Annotated in this window: 5 protein-coding genes; all 5 read right to left on the minus strand. The window is 72.8% G+C overall.

Annotation, left to right across the window (positions count from 1 at the left end; genetic code table 11):
* Window positions 1-66: 66 nt before the first annotated feature.
* From A6F73_RS00785 to A6F73_RS00805, 5 genes are read right to left on the minus strand one after another with little or no spacing between them, the layout of a single operon-like run.
* Window positions 67-19,368 carry an SDR family NAD(P)-dependent oxidoreductase gene (locus A6F73_RS00785; protein ID WP_063345950.1) on the minus strand — a complete coding sequence of 6,434 codons (19,302 nt, stop codon included), beginning with the start codon at window positions 19,366-19,368 and terminating at the stop codon, window positions 67-69.
* Entirely contained in the window at window positions 19,365-21,359 is a 1,995-nt protein-coding gene (gene asnB, locus A6F73_RS42760) for an asparagine synthase (glutamine-hydrolyzing) (protein WP_063345951.1), read from the minus strand. Before asnB ends, A6F73_RS00785 begins: the two co-directional genes overlap by 4 nt.
* Window positions 21,360-21,370: 11 nt before the next feature.
* The gene (locus A6F73_RS00795) at window positions 21,371-21,622 is read right to left on the minus strand and encodes a phosphopantetheine-binding protein (protein WP_063345952.1); all 252 of its coding nucleotides are present in this window, start codon (window positions 21,620-21,622) and stop codon (window positions 21,371-21,373) included.
* Between the two features lie 3 nt (window positions 21,623-21,625).
* The gene (gene fabD, locus A6F73_RS00800; RefSeq protein ID WP_063345953.1) at window positions 21,626-22,471 is read right to left on the minus strand and encodes an ACP S-malonyltransferase; all 846 of its coding nucleotides are present in this window, start codon (window positions 22,469-22,471) and stop codon (window positions 21,626-21,628) included.
* A 9-nt stretch (window positions 22,472-22,480) separates the two neighbouring features.
* Complete coding sequence (locus A6F73_RS00805; protein WP_079135321.1) at window positions 22,481-23,482, minus strand: LysR family transcriptional regulator; 1,002 nt, start codon at window positions 23,480-23,482, stop codon at window positions 22,481-22,483.
* Window positions 23,483-24,044 lie beyond the last annotated feature (562 nt).

Here is a 24,044-nt window from a genome sequence, read left to right on the forward strand (position 1 = left end):
GGAAGCCGGGCCGCGACCTCGGTCGCGGCCCGGCTTCCGGGTTTCGGGGGCAGTCTGTGGAAGGGCCTACCGCAGGCCCAGCTCCTTGCGGATGACCGCGTACCACTCCTCCGTCATGCTCCGCGCGGTGGCCTCGTCGAAGACGTTCGCGTCGTACTTGAGGAAGACCTTGAACCCCTCGCCGTCCCGGTAGGACTCGGCGGCGAGGACGTACTCCCCGGCGTAGGGCAGGTCGTCGAACAGCCGCAGGTCCAACTCGCCGGACGCGGCCGGGGCCGCGTTGGTCAGCAGGTCGGCGCCGTCGAAGTTCTGGAACAGGAAGTTGGTCAGGACCAGCGGTTCGTCGTCCGCGCCCACGGCTCGGGCGATCTCCAGCAGCGGGTAGCCGCCGTGCTCGATGCCGCCGACCACCTTGCGCTGCAGGGACTTCAGCAGCTCGGGGAAGCCGCCGACGGCCGTGCAGCGGATCGGCAGGCAGTTCGCGAACTGGCCGACGACGTCCTGGAACCGCTCCTCGTAGCGGGCGGCCGCCGTCATGCCGAGGACCAGGTCGTCCTGCCCGGTCAGCCGGTGCAGGAACCGCACGTACGTCGCGAACAGCACGGTGGCGACGCTGACCCGGTGCTCGCGCGCCGAGTCCGCCAGGGCGGCGGCCAGCGGCGGCGGCAGCTTGACCGTCGCCACGTCCACCCGGGGCATCCGCTTGGGGTCGTACGGCCGGTCGTAGGGCAGCGCGAGCGCCGGTCGATGACCTGCCAACTCCCGCAGCCAGTAGTCCCGGTGCTGCCGCGCGCGCGGGCCGGCGAGCAGCGCCTCCTCCCAGGCGACGAAGTCGCCGTAGCTCGTGCGGCTCATACTCCCCCGGCCCTGGTAGGCCTCCTTGAGCGTGCGGATCAGGACCGCCGTGGACGTGCCGTCCAGCAGGATGTGGTGCGCGGTGATCAGCAGCAGGCGCCGCCCCCCTGCGAGGGAGACCAGGTGCGCGCGGACCAGCGGGCCCGTCGCCAGGTCGAACGGGAGGTTCACCAAGTCCCGCAGCCCGGCCAGTTGGGCGGCGCGCTTGGTGGCCGTGAGGTCGACCCGTTCGAAGGACGGCGCCCGGCCCGGGTCGATGTCCATGAACGGCGCGCCGTCCCGCTCTCCGAAGACGGCGCTCAGCACCGGGTGGATGCCGCTCTGGGCGCGGATCGCCCGCTCCAGGGCGGCTTCGTCCAGCTCGCCGTGGATCTCGAAGAGGAGCGGGAGGTTGTACGCGGTCGACTCCGGCGAGCGCTGCTGGTCGCGGTACATGGTCAGCTGGCCGCACGAGAGGTTCCACCGCTCGCCCGCCGGGCCGGCCTGGGCATCCGCCGTGGCCGTCGCGGCGGCCCCGGCACCGGCGAAGTGGGCGCACAGGCCGTCGACGGTCTCGACGTCGAAGAGCAGGGTGGCCGAGACGTCGTCACCGAACTCCTCGCGCAGGGCGTTGGTGAGCTGGAGGACCAGGATCGAGTCCAGGCCGTACTGGGTGAGCGGGGCCGCGGTGTCGATCCGCTCGGCCGGGATGCCGAGCACGGCCGCGGCCTTGTCGAGGATGAGCGCGGACAGGTCGGAGCGCGACGGCGGTGCGGCGGAGGGGGCGGGCGCGGGCGCGGGGCTCACGGCCGCCGGGGCGGGCGCGGGCTCCGGCCCGGGCGTCGGCACCGCAGTCGGCGCCGCAGTCGGCACCACGGCAGGCACGGCGACTGGCGCCGCGACAGGCACCGCAGCAGGCACCGGCCGGGTGACGCCCTTCGGCCTGGTCCCGACCGCCTGCCGGGCCACCCCGTCGCTCTCCGCCGCGATGACCTGCTGCCCCAGCGGCAGCGCCTGCGGTAGCGGGAACACGACCGTCCCGAAGCCCTCCCCCGCCAGCACGTCCCGCCAGTTCTCCGGCGACAGCGCCGGCGAGCCCGGGATCCGCAGCGAGCGGTCGTCGAACAGCCACCATCCTTCCAGCAGCCCGAAGGTGACGTGGCTGAACAGGTCGAAGGCCGACAGCTCGTTCAGCAGCAGCCACCCGCCGGCCCGCATCGCGGCCTTGGCGTTGCGCAGGGTGTTGCGGGTGTCCTTGGTCGCGTGCAGCACGTTGGCGGCGATCACCAGGTCGAACCCGCCCTCGCCGACGTCCTGCCCGGCCAGCGGCCGTTCGATGTTGAGCAGTCGGCAGTCCAGGTAGGGCACGCCCGGCCCGTAGGTGGCGCGGGCGTGGTTGAGGAAGGCCTTGGAGAGGTCCGTGTAGACGTACGTCTCGATGCTCTCCTGGTACGGCTTGAGCGCGGCGAACATCCCGGCGCTGGTGCCGCCGGTGCCGGCGCCGATCTCCAGGATCCGCAGCCGCGCGCCCGGTTCGCGGCGCAGCCGCTCCGACACGACGGCGACGGCGGCGCCGGCCATGGCGCGGTTGAACACGTCCGCGACGTGGTTGTTGCGGTAGCAGCCCTCCACCAGCTCCACCGAACCGCGCGGGAACATGACGTCGGTGGGCCTGGTCCGGCCGGTCACGATGTCCGGCAGCGCCCGGAGCATGGCGGAGGCGAGCCGCAGTTCGGCCTTGCGGTCGGCGTCGGCCGACCAGGACTCGCACTGCCGGTCCCACTGCGCGAGCACGGCCTCCGCGAGCACGCCCGCCGTGGACACGGCCTCCGTCGGCCCGGCCGGGACGGTGGCCCGTCGGGCGTGCTCCAGCCAGTCGGCGTACACCGGCAGGATCGCGGTGTGGTCGACGGTCGCCAGCTGGGCCGCCAGGACCTTCGCCAGCCACGGGTCCCGCTCGGTCCGGCGCCACCGCACGACCTCGTCCATCAGGCCGTCCACGCTCTCCGGCGCGAGCAGCAGCTCGCCGCGCACCCGGGAGGGCGTCCGGCCGTGCACGGTGACCTGGGTGGCGCGGTCGAAGTTCGCCAGGGTGTTGTGCTGGTTGGTCTTCACGAAGGCCAGCTGCCGCTGGTCCCCGCCGAGCAGGGCGTCCAAGGCGGCGAGCCCCTCGCGCGGCTCGATCGACACCAGGCCGACCCGGCTCAGCCGCTCCCGGTAGAACTCGGAGGTGACGCTCCCGAGGTTGCCCCACCACCCCCAGTTCATGACCCTGACGGGGGTGTCCCAGTGCTGTCCGAGCGCGTGGGCGTAGGCGTCGCTGAAGGTGCAGCCGGCCGCGTAGTTGCCCTGGCCGGCCGCCGTGGTGAAGGACTGCATCGACGACAGCAGCACGGCGAAGTCCAGGTGCTCGCCGTCGAAGACCTCGGCCATCGCCGTCGTGACGTCGACCTTGGCCGCCAGCCCCGCGCGCAGGGTGGCCTCGTCCATCCGGGCGAAGGTGCTGTCCCGCAGGACGAGCGCGGCCTGCACGACCCCGTCGATCCGCGGGTGGCGCTCCCTGACGGCGCTGACGGCCCGGCGCAGCGCGGCCGGGTCCCCGGCGTCGGCGCTGAGGTAGCGGACGGTGCCGCGCCCCTGGACGGAGCGGAGCCGTTCCTCGATGGCCGCGTCGGGTGCGCTGCGGCCGATCCAGGTGACGTGTGCGCCGTACTGCCGCACCACGTGCTGGGTCCAGGCGGTGCCCAGGCCGCCGGCGCCGCCGATCACCACGTAGACGCCGCCCTCGCGGTAGACCGGTCGCGCGGGCGCCTCGCACGGCGCCCAGTGCCGGGCCAGCCACTGGCCGGCCCGTCGGACCCAGGCGTCCTCGGACGAGCGGGCGGGCAGGGCGGTGAGGTCGGCGGGCCAGTCGGGGCCGTCGAGGTCGACGCGCCGGACGCTCCACTGCTCGTACTCGCGCCCCAGGGAGCCGAACAGGCCGTGCAGCCCGGCGTGCGCCGGCTGGACGGGGTCGTCGGCGTGGGTGGCGAGCGCGCGGGTGGTGACCAGCGTGATCCCCAGCGGCCGGGCGTCGTACCCGGCTCCGATCAGCGCCTTGATCAGGCGGAACGCGGCGACGACGCCGTCGTTCTGGGCGGCCGTGTACCCGGCGGCGTCGACGGGGTCGAGCTTGGGCTCGGGCGCCGTCCAGACCAGGTGGTCGACCGGTCCGAGGTCGCGCAGTGCGGCGGTCACCTCCTCGACGGAGGCGGACGGCGGCAGCGGCCAGGTCAGCGCGCCGTCGAGCGGTGCCGGTCCGCCGACGACCAGGACCCGGTCGGTACGGGCGGGCACAGGCGCTTCGGTCGCGGTGGTCGGGTCCCAGACGGGCGCGTACAGCGCGGGCTCGCTCCGGACGGTGCGGCGCGAGGTGTAGCCGGTCAGCCGCACGCAGACCGCGCCGTCGGCGTCGACCAGGTCGATGTCGAGCTTGTCGAGCGGCCCGGCGGCGCCGCCGCGCACCACGGCCCACATCGCCGCCCGGCACGGGGCGAACAGGTCGAGCCGGTCCAGGGCGAACGGCACGGCGGTGTCCCGCATGCCGGTGAGGTGCGGCGCGACGGCCGCCTGGATCGCCGAGTCCAGCATCGCGGGCGCCAGCGGTCCGGGCTCCGCCGAGCCGGGCAGGACCAGTTCGGCGAGGACGAGACCGGAGCCGACGTGCGCCTGCCGGATCGCCCGCAGGCTCGGGCCGTGGTCGATGCCCATCGCCACCAGGGCCTCGTGGATCCGCTCGCCGGACACGGTCTCCCGGCAGTCCGCGCGCAGCGCGGCGAGGTCGACCGGTGCCGGGCGCGGGGCGTCGGACGGCGCGATGGCGCCCTCGCAGCACACGGTGGCGCCGGTGCCGATCTCGAACCGGTGCCCGCCCTGCTCGCTCGCGCGGACCTCGACCCGGACGTCGACCGGGGTGTCCGCGACCTCCAGCGGCTGCACCCACGTGACGTTGCGCATCCGCACCCGGGTGGCGCCCAGCGCCTTGCGGGCGAGTTCGAGGTAGGCGACCGCGGGCAGGAGGTGACGGCCCTGCACCACGTGGTCGCGCAGCAGGCCGTCGGTGCGGGTCAGCGTGACGCCGGTGCCGTTGCCACTGTCGCTGCTGTCGCCGTCGCCGGTCGGGGCCCAGTGGCGGTCCCGGGCGAACGGGTAGGTCGGCAGCGGGATGCGTCGGCCCTCGGCCGGCGCCCGGTCGTCGTCGGGCAGCCGCGCCGGGGCGGTGCCGTCCAGCACCTGGATCAGCTCGTCACGGTCACGGACCACGCAGGCGAAGCGGTGGGCGAAGCGCTGCCGGCCGACGGCCAGGGTGTAGGCGAGGTCGCCGAGGTCGATCGACGCGTGGGCGCGGACGTGGAGCGCCAATCGGCGCCGCTGTTCGAGGAGTTGCTCCTCCGTCCGTGCCGAGAGGAGCACCACGTGGTCCGTCCGCGGCGCGGCGGCAGTGCGCGCGGCGGTGTTCGCGACGGCCGGGGCCTCCTCGATCACCAGGTGCGCATTGGTGCCGCTGGCACCGAAGGAGCTCACCACCCCGCAGCGCGGCACCCCGGCGGGGCTCTCCCAGTCGTGGGTGCGGGTACTCAGGTAGAACGGGCTCCCCGTCAGCGGGATCGCCTCGTTGGCGGTCTCGAAGTGCAGCGAGGCGGGGATCTTCCGGTGCTTGATCGCCAACAGCACCTTCAGCACGCCCGCGATGCCCGCCGCGAACTGGGTGTGGCCGATGTTGGTCTTCAGCGAGCCGACCGCGCAGTACTCCGTCCGGTCGGTACGGGCGCGGAACGCCCGGTTCAGCGCCTGGAACTCGATCGGGTCGCCGAGCTTGGTGCCGGTGCCGTGCGCCTCGACGAGTCCGATCCGCTCCACGTCGACGCCGAACCGCTCGTACACCTCGCCGAGCAGGCTCTCCTGGGACACCGAACTCGGCGCGGTGATCCCGTTGGTGGCGCCGTCCTGGTTGACGCCGCTGGCCTTGATCACGCCGTGGATGTGGTCGCCGTCGGCCAGCGCGTCCGCGAGCCTCTTGAGCACCACGACTCCGACGCCCTCGCCGGGCACGAAGCCGTCGGCGCGGTGGTCGAAGGTGTGGCAGCGGCCGGTCGGCGACAGCATCCCGGCGCGGCCCGCGAGCCGGTACAGCCGCGGCGTGGACTGGAGGAACACCCCGCCCGCCAGCGCCATCGAGGTCTCGCCGGACCACAGGTCCTTGCACGCCAGGTCGATCGCCACCAGCGAGCTGGAGCACGACGTGTCGACGGCGATCGCCTGGCCCTTGAGGTCGAGGAAGTACGACACCCGGCTCGGGATGACCGAGGTCATGTTGCCCCACAGGGTCTGCGCCGGAGCCTCCGGATCCAGCAGTCCCTGGTAGTCGCCGGCCCACGCCCCGACGTAGACGCCGCAGCGCGCCCGGCCCATCCGGCCCGCGTAGCCGGCGTCCTCCAGGGCCTTCCAGGACTCTTCGAGCAGCAGCCGCTGCTGCGGGTCCATCACCGCGGCCTCGGTGCCGGAGATGTTGAAGAACATCGCGTCGAACTCGTCGATGCGGTCGAGGAAGCCGCCCCGGGTGCAGGCGCTCAGGCCGTCGAGGTCGAACCGGGTCGCCTCGGTGACCAGGTCGTCGCCGTCGGCCAGGTGCGTCCAGAGTTCGTCCAGCGAGTCGGCGCCGGCGAAGCGGCCGCTCATGCCGATCACCGCGATCGGCCCGCGCTCCACGCTCACGGTGGCGCCGTCCCGCTGCCCGGTCGCCACGGGCCGTGCGGGCTGCACGACCGGTGGCGGGGCGCTCTCCCGTGCGTCCGCCGGCTCCGTCGCGCCCTCCGTGTGGACGATGACGCCCCGGTACTCGGCGAGCAGGTGCTCGGCCAGCCGGTCGGCCGTGCTGAAGTCGAAGACCACGCTGGTCGGCAGGTCCAGCGTCAGCGCGCCGTTGAGCTGGTCGACCACGCGGATCGCCAGGATCGAGTCCAGGCCGTAGTCGGCGAACGCCAGCCCGCCCTCGACCTCCTCGACCTCCATCGCCAGCGCGCGGGCGATCTTCTCCCGCACCACGGCGGGCACGATCTCGTCCAATCCCCTGTGTACGACGGCGGGTTGGACGATCGGTGCCGCGACCGGCGCGAGCAGCGGAGCGGGCGCAGGTGCGGCCACGGGTGCCGGTTCCTGCCGGGTCAGGTCGCCGATCCAGAACCGCTCCTTGGCGAACGGGTACGTCGGCAGCGACACCACCCGGCGCGGCGCGCCCTGGTGCAGGCGCTCCCAGTCCACCTCGGCGCCGGCCGCCCACAGCGCCGCGAGCTTGGACAGCTTGCCGGCCGCGATCCACTGCCGGACCAGCAGTTCCTGGAGTTCGTCGTCACCGGTGATCTCGGCGAGCAGTCCGCCGGATTCCCCGGCGGTGCCCCGGTGCCCCCGGCCGGCCCGCAGGGCGGCCCTCAGCTCCGCCGTCGACGAGACCGCGACCGCGTACCGCTCGGCCATCGCCTCCCGCCCGACCTGGAGCGTGAAGGCCAGGTCGGCGAGGGCGGTGTCCGGGTTGCGGTCGAGGAACCCGGCCAGCCGGTCGACGGACGCGGTGAGCTGGTCGGGAGTCCTCGCGGAGAGGACGACGACGTGTGGGGATTGTTCGGCCTGTTCGACGTGTCGGGATTGTTCGGCGCCGTTGAGCGCGCCGTCGGTGGGCTGCACGGAATACTCCTCGACGATCACGTGCGCGTTCGAGCCACCGGCACCGAAGGAGGACACCGCCGCGATCCGCGGGCCGTCGCAGTGCCACGGGCTCAGTTCGCGCTGGACCCGGAACGGGGTCCGTTCGAAGCTGATGTTCGGGTTGAGCTGTTCGGCGTGCAGGCTCGGGACGAGCTGCCGGTGCTTGAGCTGGAGCAGGACCTTCGTCAGGCCGGCCACCCCGGCCGCGGCCTCCAGGTGGCCGATGCCGGACTTCACCGAGCCGATCGCGCAGAACTGCCGCTCCACGGTGTCCTGTTCGAAGGCCTTGGTCAGGCCCGTGATCTCGATCGGGTCGCCCAGTTCGGTGCCGGTGCCGTGCGCCTCGACGTAGCCGACCTGCCGGGCGGAGACCCCGGCCTGGTCCAGCGCCCGCCGGACGACGTCGGCCTGGGCGACCGGGCTCGGCACGGTGTAACCGGTGGAACGGCCGCCGTGGTTGACGCTGGAGCCCCGGATCACCGCGAGCACGCGGTCCCCGTCGGCCACCGCGCGGGACAGCGGCTTGAGCAGCACGCACCCGACGCCCTCACCGGGCACGAACCCGTGGCCGCCGGTGCCGAAGCTGCGGCAGTGCTGGTCGGGCGAGAGCATCCCGGAGCGGCACAGCTCGACGTAGTCCAGCGGGTGCGCGTAGAGGTTCACGCCGCCGGCGATCGCCACCTCGCAGGCGCCGCGCCGGAGTTGTTCGCACGCCTCGTGGATCGCGGTCAGCGACGCCGAGCACATGGTGTCGATCGTCAGGCTCGGCCCGCGCAGGTCGAGCAGGTAGGAGGCGCGGGCGCTCAGCGAGGCGAACGACAGGCCGGGCACCACGAGTTCACCCAAGGGCAGCCGGCCCACCTCGTGCCGGGCGTGGCCGACCTTGGTGACGCCCGCGAACACCCCGACCCCGTGGGCGTGGCGCTCGGCGAGGCGCGCCCTCGTGTACCCGGCGTCCTCCAGCACCTCCCACGCCGCCTGCACGAACAGCCGCTCCTGCGGGTCCATGGCGTAGGCGTCGCGCGGGGCGATGCCGAAGAACCGGGGATCGAACGCGGCGAAGTCGTCCAGGAAGCCGCCCCACTTGCTGTAGCTGCGGCCGGTGGCCACGGCCGTGTTGCGGTCCGGCTCGAAGAAGCCGTCCAGCGGCCAGCGGTCCACCTCGCGGACGCAGTCGCGGCCCGCCGTGAGGTTCTCCCAGAACTCGTCCAGGTCAGCGGCGCCCGGGTAGCGGCCGCTCAGCCCGATCACCGCGATCGGCTCGTCGGCGCCGGGCGCCGGCTGGTCGGGGACGGCGGCCGGCTGAGCGCTGGTGGCCCGCTGCTCGGCAGCCGCCGCCGGCTGGTCGGCCGTGACCGCCCGTTGGTGCGCCGGTTCCCGCCGGAGGCCGGCGAGTTGACCGGCCACGGCCCGCAGGGTCGGGTGTTCGTAGAAGATCGTCGACGAGACCTCGGGATAGGTCCGCACCAGCTCCCGGTTGAGCTGGATGACCATCACCGAGTCCAGGCCGATGTCGACCAGCGGGCGGTCGGGGTCGACCGCGCCCAGGGCGAGCCCGCTGACCTCGGCGAACAGGGCGAGGAGGTGGCCGAGGACGTTCGGATCGGCGCTACGAACGGGAGCCTTCGGCACGGGAGTTGCGGGCGCGGGAGTTGTCGGCGCGGCGGCCGGGCTGGGCGTTCCGGTCGGCACCCGCGCGGGGTCGCCGTGGTGCACCCACACCTGGTCCGCCCCCGCGTTCCAGGCGTCGACCAGCGCCGTGAGCCCGGCTTCCGTGGGCATCGGCGCCAGCCCCCGGTCCTCCCACAGGTAGGCCCGGGTCCGCTCGCCGACCTGCATGCCGCCGTCCTCCCACAGCGGCCAGGCGATGGACAGGGTGCGCCCGCGGCGCAGCCCCTCGGCGACCCGCGCGTTGCGCACGGCGGCGAACTCGTCGAGGAAGGCGTTGGCGGTCGCGTAGTCGGACTGCCCCGGGTTGCCGGTGATCGCGGCGCCCGAGGAGAAGGTCAGCACGAACTCCAGCGGGCAGTGCCCGGTGGCCCGGTCGAGGTGCACGAGAGCGTCCACCTTGGTCGCGAGGACCTCGTCCCACTGCTCGGCGGTCTTGTCCGCGAGCAGCGAGTCCCGCACCACGCCGGCGGCGTGCACGATGCCGGTGACGGCGCCCGCCTCGGCGACCAGGTGCCGCACCTCCTCCCAGCGGGAGACGTCGGCGCGCACGTACCGCGCGTCCGCACCGGCCTGCCGCAACTCGGCGAGCAGGCGGTCGATCCGGCCGTCCTGCGGCGAGCGACCGGCCAGCACGACGGTCGGCCGCCGGACGTCGGCGGCGATGCGCCGGGCCGTCGAGGCGCCGATCCCGCCGGCCCCGCCGGTGATCAGGTAGACGCCGCCGTCCCGCCAGGGCTTGCCGGAGGCCGTTCCCGTACCCGCACCCGTGCCCGGGAGTTCGGCCGGGGCCCAGCTGCGCGTGTGCCGGACGCCGTCGCGGTAGAGCACCAGGTCGTCGGCGGCGCGGGCGTTCTCCGCGACGACGGCGGCCAGGTCAGTGCCTTGGACGCCTTGGACGCCTTGGACACCTTCGATGCCTTCGATGCCTTCGATGCCGATGACCTGGCCGACGATCCGCGGGTTCTCCTTGGTGACGGTCCGCAGCAGGCCCGCGAGAGCGAGGTCCGCCGTGACGACCTGGACGAACGTGGTGCCGTCCCGGGCGTCGAGGCCGCGGACGGTCTCCAGCAGCTGCCACGACAGGTCGCGGAACCGGCTCCCCGGCCGCTGCTCGGCCGTGTCGAGGCGGATCGCCTCGGGCACCTCCCCGTCGACCCCGCACAGCACGACGACGTGCCGGTCGTACCGGCCGGTCGCGGCGGCGGGCGTCGGCGTCCAGCGGGCGGTCAGCAGCGTCGTGCCGCTCTCCTGCCGGGTGCCGGGGGCCCAGAAGCGGTCCCGGGCGAACGGGTATCCGGGCAGGTGCGCGCGCCGGGGCGTGCCGTCGCCGAGCAGCGAACGCCAGTCGACGGCGCCCCCGCCGACCCACCGCCCGATCGGCTCCGACTCGGCTCCGCGCTCGCCGGTGGCGACGAACGCCCGCAGTGCGTCGACGAGTTCGGCGCGGGACGAGACGACCCAGCCGACCCGTTCCGCCATCTCCTCGCGGCCGACCTGGAGGCTCCACGCGAGGGACCGCAGCGAGACCTGCTCCGACTCCGAGGACTCCAGGTGGGCGAGCAGGCCCCGGGCCCGGTCGGTCAGCTGCCGGGCGGTGCGGGCCGACAGCGGCACCGCGACCGGCCCGCCGTCGCCCTCCCCGCCCCGGTCGCCGCGCACGTACTCCTCGACGACCACATGGGCGTTGACGCCGCCGAACCCGAAGCTGCTCACCCCGGCACGCCTCGGCGCGGGACCGCCGGCACCGCTGCGGGGGCGCGGCCAGGCCTCGTTGTCCCGCACGATGTGGAACGGGCCGCCGGCCAGCTCGATGTACGGGTTGACCTCCTGGAGGTGCTGGGTCGCGGGCAGCACGCCGTGCTTGAGCGCGAGCAGCACCTTCAGCAGCCCGGCGATGCCCGCGGCCGACTCCAGGTGGCCGATGTTGGTCTTGACCGAGCCGAGGCCGCACGCCCCGTCGTCGCTGCGGCCCAGCCGGCGGAACGCGGTGCGCAGCGCCCGGACCTCCACCGGATCGCCGAGGGCCGTGCCGGTGCCGTGGGTCTCGATGTAGCCGATGGTGTCCGGGTCGAGGTCGCCGACGGCGGCCGCCACCAGCTCGGCCTGGGCGTCGGCGTTCGGCGCGGTCAGCGAGTTGGCCCGGCCGCCGTGGTTGTACGCGCTGCCCCGGAGCACCCCGAGGATCGCGTCCCCGTCGCGCTCCGCCGCCGCCAGCGACTTGAGCACCACCACCCCGACGCCCTCACCGCGGACGTAGCCGTTCGCGCCCGCGTCGAAGGTCTTGCAGAGGCCGTCCGGGCTGAGCATGCCCGCGCGGTGCGCGCTGACGAAGGTGTCCGTGCTGAGCAGCACGTTGACCCCGCCCGCGACGGCCAGGTCGCAGGTGCCGGAGCGGATCGCCTCGATCGCGCGGTGCACCGCCACCAGCGAGCTGGAGCAGGCCGTGTCGATCGGTTCGCTCGGGCCGCGCACGTCGAGCAGGTACGAGATGCGGTTGGCCAGGATCGAGTGCGTGGTGCCGGTCGAGGTGAAGGCGTCCGGTCGCACGCCGAGCGTGGCGAGCAGCGTCGCGTAGTCGTTGCCGGTGACGCCGATGAACACGCCCGTGTTGGTCGGCAGGTCGGCGGGCCGGTACGCGCTGTCCTCCAGCGCCTGCCAGACCGTCTCCAGGACGAGGCGGTGCTGCGGGTCCATCAGTTCGGCCTCGCGCGGCAGGATGCGGAAGAAGCCGGCGTCGAAGGCGTCGACGTCGTCCAGGGCTCCGATCCGTTGGGGGAAGTCCTGGGCCTCGATGGCCTTGCGCTGCTCCTCGTCGTAGCGGTGCAGCGGGAACGCGGTGACGGAGTCCTTGCCCGCCAGCAGGTTCGCCCAGTACTCGTCCAGGTCGCGGGCGCCCGGGAAGCGCCCGGCCGCGCCGATGACGGCGACCGGCTGGCGCGGGTCGGGCCCGGTGCGAACCGGCTCCGGCTGGGGCTGCGGCTGAGGTTGGGGCTGGGGCTGGGGTTCGACCTTGATCTTGACCTCCGCCTCAGCCTCGGCCTTGATCTTGGCCTCGGCCTTCACCGTGGCACCGTGCTCGTCGACCAGGTGGGCGCCCAGCGCCTCCAGAGTGCTGACGTCGAAGAACACCGCCGGGCTGACCACGACCCCGAACCGCTCGTGGATCTCCTTCGCGAAGGTCACCAGCGAGATGGAGTCGAAGCCGAACGCGTCCATTCCGGTGCCGGGGTCGAGCTCCTCCGGCTCGAACTTGAGGATCTCGGCGGCGATGGAGCGCAGGACGTCCACGACACCCGACACCGCCGACACCACCGGTACAGCCTGCTCAGCCGGCACGACCGGCTCCCGCTCTCGCACCGGGCGGGCCTGCGGCGCCGGACGATCGCCCGGCGCCACTCCTCCGGTGCCGCGCCGCACCCCGGCCAGCTCCCCGACGACCTCGCCCGCGCCCCCGAGCAGCAGGATCCGGTCGTCGCCGAGGACCACGTGCGTGACCGGCGAACCGGCCCGCACCCGGATCTCCGCGACCTGGTTGAGCGCGACCAGGGTCCAGTCCGGCGCCCCGGCGCGCTTGGCCTCCCACTGCACGCCCTGGGCGATCGCCGCGAGCACGAACGGCTCGACGGTGACGTTGCGCCGGACGTGGTCCTGCTGGAACGCGGGACTGCCGATGGTCAGCACCGTCCGGCCGTCCGGCGCGCGGAACACGCCCTCGACCGCGCACGAGGCCGGCTTGTAGTCCAGCCCGCCCTCGGCCAGTTCGGCCAGGAACTGCTCCCGGCTGAGGACCTCCCGCAGCCCCGCCGGCTCGACCCTGCCGGAGGGCGCCGTGGCCGTCCCCCGCACGGTGAACTCGACCGCCGCCGTCCCGTCCCCGGTCCGGACGGTGCCGTGGCCGTCGGCGAACTCCGTGACGAGCCGCGTGGTCGTGGACCAGTCGATCGGCCGCAGGACGCGCAGGTCGTGGACCGACGCCTCGGCGGCGAACCCGCTGACCTTCGCGGCGGCCAGCGCGAGGTCCACCACGAAGGTGGGCACGATGGTCGGCGCCTTGGCCAGGCGGTAGCCGTAGTCGAGCAGGTCGGTGAGGTGGACGTCCAGGGCGTAGCGCAGGCCCCGGACGTCGGATTCGTTGCGCCCCAGGAAGGGGTGCAGCCGCTCGCGCAGCGCCAGCGGGGCCAGCACGGACGGCGCGCCGTCGGTCTGCTCGATCCAGCAGCGCACCTTCTCGAACGGGTAGGCGGGCAGCGGCACCCGGCGTGCCGTCGGCAGTTGGTCCCAGTCGACGGTCTTGCCGCCGGCCCAGGTGGTGGCGAGTTCGTGCGCGGGCAGTTCCCGCCGCCCGGCCAGGTAGCCGTCGACGGCCGCCAGTGCGGACCGCTGGTCCCCCGCCACGAACGCCCAGCGGTGCGGCAGTTCATTCTTGCCGACCCGCAGGGTGTACGCGATGTCGGGGAGGTCGGCCTCCCGCGCCCCGGCGAGGTGGTCGCGGAAGACGGCCAGGTAGCGCCCGAGCGCGGCCTCGTTCATCGCCGAGAACACGAACAGCTGCTCGCCGAAGGGCTCTTGGCGCACCGGCCGTTCGGGGTACTCCTCCAGGATGATGTGCGAGTTCATGCCGCCGGCGCCGATCGAGGTGATGCCGGCCCGCCGGGGGTGGGTGACCTGGCGGCCGTCCACCTCGGTGACCATCGGCTGCCAGTCGGCGAGCTTCTGCTGCACCTGGAAGGGGGTGTCGGCGAAGTCGATGTCCGGGTTGAGCTCCGTGCTGTGCAGGGACGGCGCCAGCTTGCCGTGCCGCAGTTGGAGCAGCACCTTGGCCAGGCCGATCATGCCGGCCGCCGCGAGCAGGTGCCCCATGTTGGCCTTGACGGAGCCGAGGGCGCAGAACTGGCGGTCCTCGGTGTACTTGCGGAACGCCGACGTCAGGGCGCGGACCTCGATCGGGTCGCCCAGCGCGGTGCCCGAGCCGTGTCCCTCGACGTAGCCGATCGTCCTCGGGTCGACGCCGGCGTCCTCGATCGCCTTCTGGATCGCGTGCGCCTGCATGCCCGGGTTCGGCACGGTGAAGCCGTTGCGCGTCCCGGCGTTGGACAGGGCGGTGCCCTTGATCACGGCGTACACGTGGTCGCCGTCGCGCTCGGCGTCGACCAGCGGCTTCAGTACGACCGCGCCGACGCCCTCGCCGAGGATGGTCCCGTCCACGCCGTGGCCGAAGCTGCGGATCACGTCGGAGGTGCCGGTGGTGAAGTGCTCCTCCGAGGAGGTGATCAGGTTGTACGGGTGCAGCATCAGGTTGACGCCGCCCGCGACGACCATCCGGCACTCGCCGGCCCGCAGCATCTGCACGGCCTGGTGCACGCACGTCGACGACGCCGAGCACATGGTGTCCAGGAAGATCGACGGACCGGTCAGGCCGTAGAAGTAGGACAGCATGTTGGGCAGCGTCCCGGTGTAACTGCCGCTCTGCGGCGCGCCCCTGGTCAGGCTGTTCTGGAAGCCGTACAGGTTGTAGTGGTTGCTCATGGTCCCCACGAGCACGCCGACGTCGCCCTGGTAGCGGCGCTGGATGGTCTGCCGCGAGTAGCCGGCGTCCTCCAGCGCCTCCACGCCCGACTGGAGGAACAGCCGCACCTCCGGGGACATCTGCTCGGCCTCGCGCTTGGAGATGCGGAAGTAGCGGGGGTCGAACTTGTCGAGGTCGCGCAGGAACGTCCCGGTCCGGATCACGCTCTTGCCGTGGACGGACCGGTCGCTGTCGTAGATGGCCTCGTGGCCCCAGCGGTCGGCGGGGACCTCCTCGAAGGTGTGCCGGCCGTTCTCCAGCAGCTCCCACAGCTCGTCCATCGTGTCGGCGCCGGGGTAGCGGCCGGACACTCCGATGATCGCGATGTCGTGCCGGTCGTCGCGCGCGGGTTCGCGGACCTCGGTGACGGCGGACGCGGCCGGGGCCTCGGGCTGGACCGCCGGGGCTTCGGGCTGTACGACCGGCTCTTCCAAGGCTTCCGGGCCTTCCGGCGTTTCGGCCGGACCGGTCTCCCCCAGCACCGCCTCCAGTTGCGCCCGCCGGGTCTCCACGAAGTGCGCGGCCACCTCGGCGATGTTCAGGTACTCGAAGAAGATCGTCTTGGACAGCGGCCCGAACACCTTCTCCAGCTGGGCGGTCACCCCGAGGATGCTCAGCGAGTCGATGCCGTACTCGATGAGGTTGGTGGTCGACTCGATGTGCTCCGGGGTGTGCCGCAGGACCTCGGCGACGACCCCCCTGAGCAGTTCCTCGGTGCGCCGCAGCAGGTCGCCCGCGCCGCCTGACGGCGCAGCGGTGGCGGACGAGGCGGTGGCGGACGAGGCGGCGGCCGGGGCCGCGGGGGCCGGAGCCGCCCGGCGTTGCGCGGCCAGGGTGGCCTTGGCGCCGTAGGCGACGACGAGGTGCGCGGGGGCGTCGGCGAGCAGGGCCCGGCCGAAGGCGCGCAGCCCGTCCTCGGTGGGCAGGTCCTCCCAGCCGCGCTCGCGGCGCAGGGAGTCGCGGGTGACCTCGTCCAGCGTCATGCCGCCGTCGGCCCACAGCGGCCAGCTGATCGCGACGGTCCGGCCGCTGCGCTCGCCCGCGTCGACCAGCGTCCGGCGGTGCCGGGCGAAGGCGTCCAGGAAGGCGTTGGCCGCCGAGTAGTCGGACTGCCCCGGGCTGCCGTAGACGCCGGCGACCGAGGAGAAGAGCGCGAAGAAGTCCAGGTCGAGGTGGCGGGTGGCGGCGTCGAGGTTGAGCGTGCCGCGGACCTTCGGCGCCGTCACCAGGCGGACGTCGGCGAGGTCCTTGCGCAGCAGGTACTGGTCGCGCAGCACACCGGCCGCGTGCACGACGCCGTCGAGCGACCCGTGCTCGCGCACGATCGTGTCGACCGCGGCGCGCACGCCTGCGGCGTCGGCGACGTCGACCTGCAGGTAGTGCGCGGCGACCCCTTCGGCGCGCAGGGCGTCCACCGAGCCCGCCGGGGAGCGTCCGCTCAGGACGACCGTCGCCCCCGCGCGGCCCAGGTAGCGGGCGAGGTGCCGGCCGATGCCGCCCAGGCCGCCGGTGATCCAGTAGACGCCGCCGGCCCGCAGCGCGGGCACCTGCGGTCCGGCGTCGAGCCGCGTCTCGACGGGTTCCAGGACCTGCCGGGTGCCGTCGGCGGTGTAGCGGACCTCGGTGTCGGCGGAGTCGTCGGCGCACTCCTCCCGCACGATCCGCGCGAGCTGCTCGGTGGAGGCCGCGTCCAGGCCGGCGACCCGGACGACCCGGCCTGAGACGAGCGGGTTCTCCAGGGCGGCGGTGCGGAACAGGCCCGCCAGCGGTGCGTGGAAGTGGGCCGGCACCCGGGCGTCGACCAGGGCCACGAAGCGGTGCCCGGTCCGAGGAGAGGACGCGAGCACCTGCTGGACCTCGGCGAACGCCTGCTCGGTCGCGGCGTCGACGCCGTCGGCCGGGCTCGCCCGGGTGATCTCCGGCAGGGTCAGGGGGTGCGCGGTGCGGGTGGCGCCGCCGTCCGCGTCCAGCGGCCGGTCGGTCCACCGGGTGGTCGCCGTGACGACGCGCGGGCCGGCGTCGGTGGTGCGCTGGGCGAGCCCCCGCAGGCTGGCGCTGATCACGCCGTCGCCGTCGCACAGGTCGATGTCGAAGGTGGTGAGCGCCCCGGAGCCGGCGCTGCGGCGCACCCAGGCCCAGGTCTCGGCCGGGCAGGGCCGGTACACCTGGAGCTCGTCGAGGGTGAAGGGCAGGGTCGGGCCGGCGGCGGCGCCCGTCAGGACCACGGAGGTCTGGAAGGCGGCGTCCAGGACGCTCGGCGGCAGCACGCAGCCGTCGGCGCCGGTGGTCCGGATGCGGGCGATCGCCTCGTCGCGGCCCAGCCGGAGCCCGCGCAGCGCGCGCATGGCCGGGCCGTACTCCAGGCCCTGGGCGCGGAAGGCGGCGTAGACCTCGTCGGTGCTACGGGTGGTGCGGCAGGCGGCGCGCAGGGCGTCCAGGTCCAGCGGTGACGGGTCCGGCAGGGTGACCAGTTCGGCGGTGCCCGTGCTGTGGACCGTCTCGCCCTGCCGGAACTCGAACGCGATCGCGTCCCCGCGCGCCGTCAGCGCGAGGTCGACGTCGACGGGTTCGCCGACGACGATCGGCCGCAGCCACGCGAGGTCGCGCAGCCGGACGGCCCCCTCCCGGGCCGCCGCGCGCTCCACCGCGGCCCGCGCCATCTCCAGGTACGCGACCGCGGGCAGCACCCGCCGGCCGCGGACCAGGTGCGAGGCCAGGAAGGGCTCGGCCCCGGTGAACGTGGAGGTGTAGCGCTGCTGCGCCAGGTCGGAGGTGTTGCGGTGGACGAGCGGGTGCAGCAGCGCGGCGCCCGGCGCCTCGGCGGGCGGTGTGACGTACCAGTGCCGGTCCCGGGCGAACGGGTAGGTCGGCAGCCGCACGCGACGCGCCCCGGGATGCCCGGGCCAGTCGGCGCCGCCCCCGTTCGCCCAGTCCTGCGCCGCCGCGACCAGTTCGGCCCCTGCTCCGGCGGGGTTGCGCACCTCGCCGTCCGCGACGGACTCCAGCGCGGCCGCGAGCTGCTCCCGGTCCGAGACCAGGAACACGGTCCTGACCCGCATCGCTTCGCGGCCGACCTGGAGCGTGTGCGCGATGTCGGCCAGCGGCTGGCGCGGCCGCAGCGCGGTCTCCGGCGCCAGCAGGTGGTCCCGCAGGCCGGCGGCCAGCACCCGCAGCCGCTCCAGGTTCTTGGCCGACAGCGGGACGGCATACGGGCCCGCGGGCTCGGAGGTACGGTCGACCGGCCCGCCGACGTGCTCCTCCAGCAGCACGTGGGCGTTGGTCCCGCCGAACCCGAACGAGCTGACGCCGGCCCGGCGCGGCGCCCCGTCGCCGCCCGGCCACGGCCGGGTGTCGCCGACGATGTAGAACGGGCTGCCGTCCAGGTCGATCAGCTGGTTCCTGGTCCGGAAGTTGACCGTCGCCGGGAGGGTCCCGGCGGCCATCGCGCCGATCACCTTGACCACGCCGGCCACGCCCGCGGCCGATTCCAGGTGGCCGATGTTGGTCTTGATGGAGCCGATGCCGGTGCTGTCCGGCCGCGGCGTCGTCCCGTGGGCGTCGTGCAGGCTCTGGAAGGCGCGCTTGAGGCCGACGATCTCGATCGGGTCGCCGACCGGCGTACCGGGCCCGTGGGCCTCGATGTAGCTCACCGTCTCGGGCGTCACACCGGCGCGGGTGTAGACGTCCTCGATCAGCGCGGCCTGCGCGACCGGGTTGGTGACGGTCAGCGAGTTGGTCTTGCCGCCGTGGTTGGTGCCGACGCCCTTGATCACCGCGTGCACGGGGTCGCCGTCCGCCAGCGCCCTGGCCAGCGGCTTGAGCAGCAGGACGGCGCCGCCCTCGCCCCGGACGAAGCCGTCCGCGTCCTGGTCGAAGGCGTGCGAGCGGCCGGTGGGCGAGAGCATGCTCGCCTTGCTGAACGCCACGAACAGCTTCGGCGACCAGCACAGGTTCACGCCGCCGGCCAGCGCCAGGTCGCAGTCGCCGTTGTGCAGGGCGGCGACGGCCTCGTAGAGCGAGACCAGGGAGCTGGAGCAGGCGGTGTCGTTGGCGATGCTGGGGCCGTGGAAGTCGAAGTAGTAGGACAGCCGGTTGGCGACGATCGAGTAGGCCGTGCCGGTCGGGAAGTAGGCGTCGGTCGGCACGTCGTCGCGTTCGATCAGCTCGGCGTAGTCGCCGTGGCACAGGCCCATGAAGACGCCGGTGCGGCTGCCCGCGAGTTCGCCCGCCCGGTAGCCCGCGTCCTCGATGGCCTTCCAGGCCAGTTCCAGCGCGAACCGCTGCTGCGGGTCCATCGTCTCCGCCTCGCGCGGGGAGATGTTGAAGAAGGCGGCGTCGAAGCGGTCGGCGTCCTCGACGAACCCGGCCCAGACGCTGTACGTCTTCTCCTCGCCGCTGCGCGGATCGCCGAAGTAGCGTTCCTTGGACCAGCGTTCGGCGGGCACCTCGGTGATCAGCGAGCGCCCGGCCGCGAGGTGGTCGAACAGCTCGACCAGGGTGTCGGAGCCGGGGAACCGCAGGGCCAGGCCGATGATCGCGATGTCGTCGGTGCTCATCGGCTCTCCCCCACTCGCTGCACGGCACGGCGGTTGTCCACGGTCGTCCGCAGGTTCAGCGCGGCGCCCGACGCTCCGGTCGGCGCCGTACCGCCGCCCCGCACGAACTGCTGGTGGAGCACGGCGGTCGTCAGCAGGTAGAGGAAGGTCTGGTCCTCCTTGGTGCTGACCTCCTCCACCGGCGAGGTCATGATCTTGTCGACCAGGCGCCGGGCGAACTTCGCGTCCAGGCAGCCGATCCCGGCCAACTCGCGGTCGGACAGCAGCAGTTCCAGGTAGTCCGGGCGACTGTCCTTGAAGGCGGCGCTGCCCGGCGCGCGGTAGGGCTGCTTGGGGCGGCTGGTGGTCCACTCCGGGAGCTCGGCGCGGAACGCCTTCTTCAGGATGGCCTTCTCGACCTGGCCGTCGTCGTAGCGCAGGTTCACCGACGCGGCCGCGCGCACCACCGCGGGGTCCAGGAACGGGCAGCGGTTCTCCACGCTGTGCGCCAGCGCGGCCCGCTCCCCCTGCGTGGACAGCAGGAATCCTGGCAGCAGCGTCTTGTACTCCAGCCACTGCGCCTTGTGCATCGCGGGCATGTCCGGGTAGCCGGGTGTCCCGGCGACGAGGTCGAGCAGGTCGGCGAACGGGTCCATCCGGTCGGCGAGCAGCCGGGCCGCGAACCTCCCGTTCTGGTACCGCATCTCGTGGGAGAACAGGCCCGGCAGCCGTTCCACCGAGAACTGCTGGTACAGGCCGAGCAGATGGGCCTGGTGGGCGGAGCCGAAGTGCTCCAGCTCCGGGTGCAGGCCGGCCAGCCGGGTGCGGCGCTCGCCGTCGGTCAGCCCGTTCCACCGCGCGCGCAGCAGGGTCTCGCGGAACAGCGAGTAGCCGAGGAAGGCCTCGTCGGCACCCTCGCCGCTGAGGATGGTCTTGATCCCGGCGTCGCGGACGTGCCGGGACAGCAGGAACATCGGCACGAACGAGGTGCGGAAGGTCGGAACCTCCGCGTGGTACACGGCGGTCGGGAAGTGGTCGGTGATGTCCTCGCTGGTGATCGGGACGGCGGTGTGCAGGGTGCCCAGGTGCTCGGCGACCAGGCGCTGGCTGTCGGACTCGTCGAAGGACTTGTCCTGGAACGCCACCGAGAACGTGCGGACCTCGTACGGGGAGAGCTGGGTGGCCAGCCTCGTCACGATCGAGGAGTCCAGGCCGCCGCTGAGGTAGACGCCGACCTCGACGTCGGAGCGCAGCCGCAGCTCCACGCTGGTGCGCAGGGTCTGCCGGAGCATGTCGATCGCCTCGGCCTCGGTGCCGTCGAAGCCGGGCACGTCGAAGTCGAGGTCCTCGTAGGGGCGCAGCGAGCGGCGGCCCGCGCTGATGGTCAGCACGGAGCCCATCGGCAGCTGGCGCACGCCCCGGAACGGCGTGCGGTCGGGCAGCGGCGTCCACGCGGCGTAGGTGGTGGCCAGCTCCCTCGGGTCGAACTCGAAGCGGAAGCCGGGGAAGGCGCGGAACGCCTTCATCTCGGACGCGAACAGGAAGTCCCCGCCCGCGTCGGCGTAGAACAGCGGGCGCTTGCCGTAGCGGTCGCGGGCCAGCACCAGGTCACCGGTCGCCGCGTCCCTGATGGCGACCGCGAAGGCGCCGTTGAACCGGGTGAAGCAGTCCGACCCCCACTGGATCCAGGCCTGGAGCACGACCTCGGTGTCGGAGTGGTCGGTGCGGAACGGGCGGCCGAGGCGCTCCAGTTCCGCGCGGAGTTCGATGTGGTTGTAGATCTCGCCGTTGAAGCAGATCCAGTAGCGCCCGGAGGGGTCCGACATGGGTTGCGAGCCACCGGCGAGGTCGACGATGGCCAGCCGCACCGTCCCCATGGCCATGCCGTCGTCGAGGTAGTAGCCCGCCTCGTCCGGCCCGCGGTGGTGGATGTTCGACAGCATCGAGGTGATGACCTCGGCGGTGGCACCGGGGTGCAGCGAGGTCGAGAGGAAACCAGCCAGCCCGCACATGATCCGTCCTTCTACTTCGCGGAGGTCTTCTTGGTGACGAATTCGTCGATCGCGGTGAGCGAGACGAAGACGTTCACGAGGATGTCCTCCGGGGAGATCTCGACGGAGAACTCGGACTCCAGGAACTTCATCATCCTGACGTAGCCGAACGAGTCGATGACCCCCGCCTTGAACAGGTCGGTGTCCGGGGTGATCACGTCGTCGAACTCGAAGAGGAAACGGTCTTCCAGGTACAGCCGGATCGTGTCCGTCGTGGTTGCCATGTGTCACACTCCAGCCCTGATTTTGAACACCATGTGGGTGAGGGCCAGGCCCCCGATTTCGGTGAATTCCGGCTCGGCGTCGCCGTCGAGCAGCCCGCGGACGCTGTCGGTCCAGCGCACCGGGGCGACCAGCTGCTCCGTGAGCATGCGCGTCACCTGTCCCGGCTCGTACGGTCGGCCCGTGACGTTGGAGATGACGGGGGTGTCGGGGTCGGCGAACTCGAACTCCGTCAGGAACTCGGCGAACCGCACCCTGGCCGGCTCCATGTACCGGGAGTGGAAGGGCGCGCTCACCTTGAGCCGTACGAAGCGGATCTCCCGCTTCTCCAGGCAGGCGTGCGCCGCCTCCAGGACCGGCGGGGTGCCCGCGATGACCACCTGCGAGCCGGTGTTGAGGCCGGCGATGTCGACGCCGTCGACGCCGTCCTCCGCGAGGATCTCCAGCAGTCGCTCGGGCGGTGTGTTCATCACAGCGGTCATGCCGCCCCCGGAGGCCGCCGCCATCAGCTCGCCGCGCTTGGCGACCAGCCGCAGCCCCGTCTCGAAGGCGAAGGACCCGGCCGCGAGCAGCGCGTTGTACTCGCCCAGGCTGTGCCCCAGGTAGACGTCCGCCGCCCGGTCCCCGCGGTGGACCCGCTCGAAGGTCCGCAGCGCGTTGACGACGAACAGCGCCGGCTGGGTGTACTCCGTGCGGCCCAACAGGCCGTCCGGGTCCTCCGTGCACAAGGAGACCAGGTCGTACCCCAGCACGTCCGAGGCGTACTGGACCAGCCCTGGGTACCGTTCGAAGACCTCTGCCCCCATTCCCTTTTCCTGACTTCCCTGACCAGCGAAGATGACTGCCAGCACGACACTCCTTCAACCCACGACGACCTGCTGACCTGCACTGACCTGCCGACCTGCACTGACCTGCCGACCCGTACCGACCTGCCGACCCGTACCGACCTGCGCCGGACGCGCTCCGACCGCGGATCTGAGCACGTCCAGGAACGCCCTGCCGCGGCTGCTCATGGCCAGGTCGGGCATCATGGCCGCGCCCAGGGTCGCGGGCGGCAGGTCTCCGAGCAGCTCGACCTCGCGGACCCTGCCGCCGTCCAACGTCGTTGCGGTCAGGCCGCGTTGATACATCAAGGCGAACCCGGCACCGGCGGCCACCAGGCCGCGCAGCGTCTCGATGCTCGTCGTCGTCACCACCCGCGGCATGCGGACGCCCGCGCGGGAGAACATCCGCTCGGCGTGGCGGAGCACGCTCGGGGCGTTCAGGGCGACCAGCGGTCGCCCGGCCAACTCGTCCAGGGAGAGCGGCCCGACCAGCCCCAACGGGTCGTCATCCGCCAGCAGGGCGTGCACCGGCAGGTCGACCAGCGGGTGGAACCTGGCGTCGCCCGCCAGGAAGTCGTACGTCACGGCCAGTTCGCACCGGCCGTCCCGGAGGAACTCCAGCAGCCGGTCGGCGGACGCCTCGTGGAGGTTCAGCTTCAGTGCCCCGTGCCGCTCCCCGACCAAACGGTGGACCAGTGGCAGCAGGAACGGGGCGATCGGGAAGAAGAATCCGACGTCGAGCTGGCCTGCGGTGTCGCCCGCCAGGGCGTCGCCCTGTGCTTTGAGGCTGCTGGCCTGCCCCAGCAACGCGCGCGCCTCCCGCAGCAGGTGGCGACCGCTCGGCGTCAGGGAGACCCCACGGGCATGGTGACGGAGCAGCAGCTGAACACCGAGCTGACGTTCCAGCCGCATGATGGCCGACGAGACCGTCGACTGCGAGGCGCACAGCTTCTCCGCCGCCTCCGAGATGTTGCCGATCTCGGCGGAGACGACGAAGTAGCGCAATTGAGTGAGACTGAATCCCAAGCGATCGGTCATAGCGCGCGGAATCCTTTTCCCGGAATCTGGCCATGCGGATTTTCGGGGTCGGCGGTGCGACCGCCGGAGAAATTCTGAATTCGGTGACGAACCACGGGCGATCAGCCCGCGGCGGATCTGTGAAAGGCACACCGGGGCGCGGTGACCGGCCTCGGCACGCAGGGAGACGGCGGCCCGTGGCGACCGCGGCGGGCCGCCCCTGCGGAGCCGGTCACGCCAGCGTGTTCCGCTTCGGGCCGTTCGAAGTGTTGGGGCAGTACGGCGAGTTCATACCCGCCGCAGCGTCAACTCGATTTTCTCGCTGCACGGCCGGGCGATGCGGGCCCGGCAAGCTGCCGGTCCGATCTCCTTGACGCCGACGCGCGCAAACGGCTAGACACCAAGCCATTCCGGTCCAGTATTATCTGCCGGAGGTTCCCCGATCCCGGAAGCGTTCCGGGGAACGGGGCGGCGGGGACATGTGTGATGACCATGGTGACACTTTCCTCAGCTCCGTCAAAGACGGGAAGCTATCGGTCGGATTGTCGCAGTCCAGGTTCATGTGACATGAGCAGATCAACTA

Origin of the sequence: Streptomyces sp. MJM8645 (assembly GCF_001625365.1) — a bacterium.
GTDB lineage: Bacteria > Actinomycetota > Actinomycetes > Streptomycetales > Streptomycetaceae > Kitasatospora.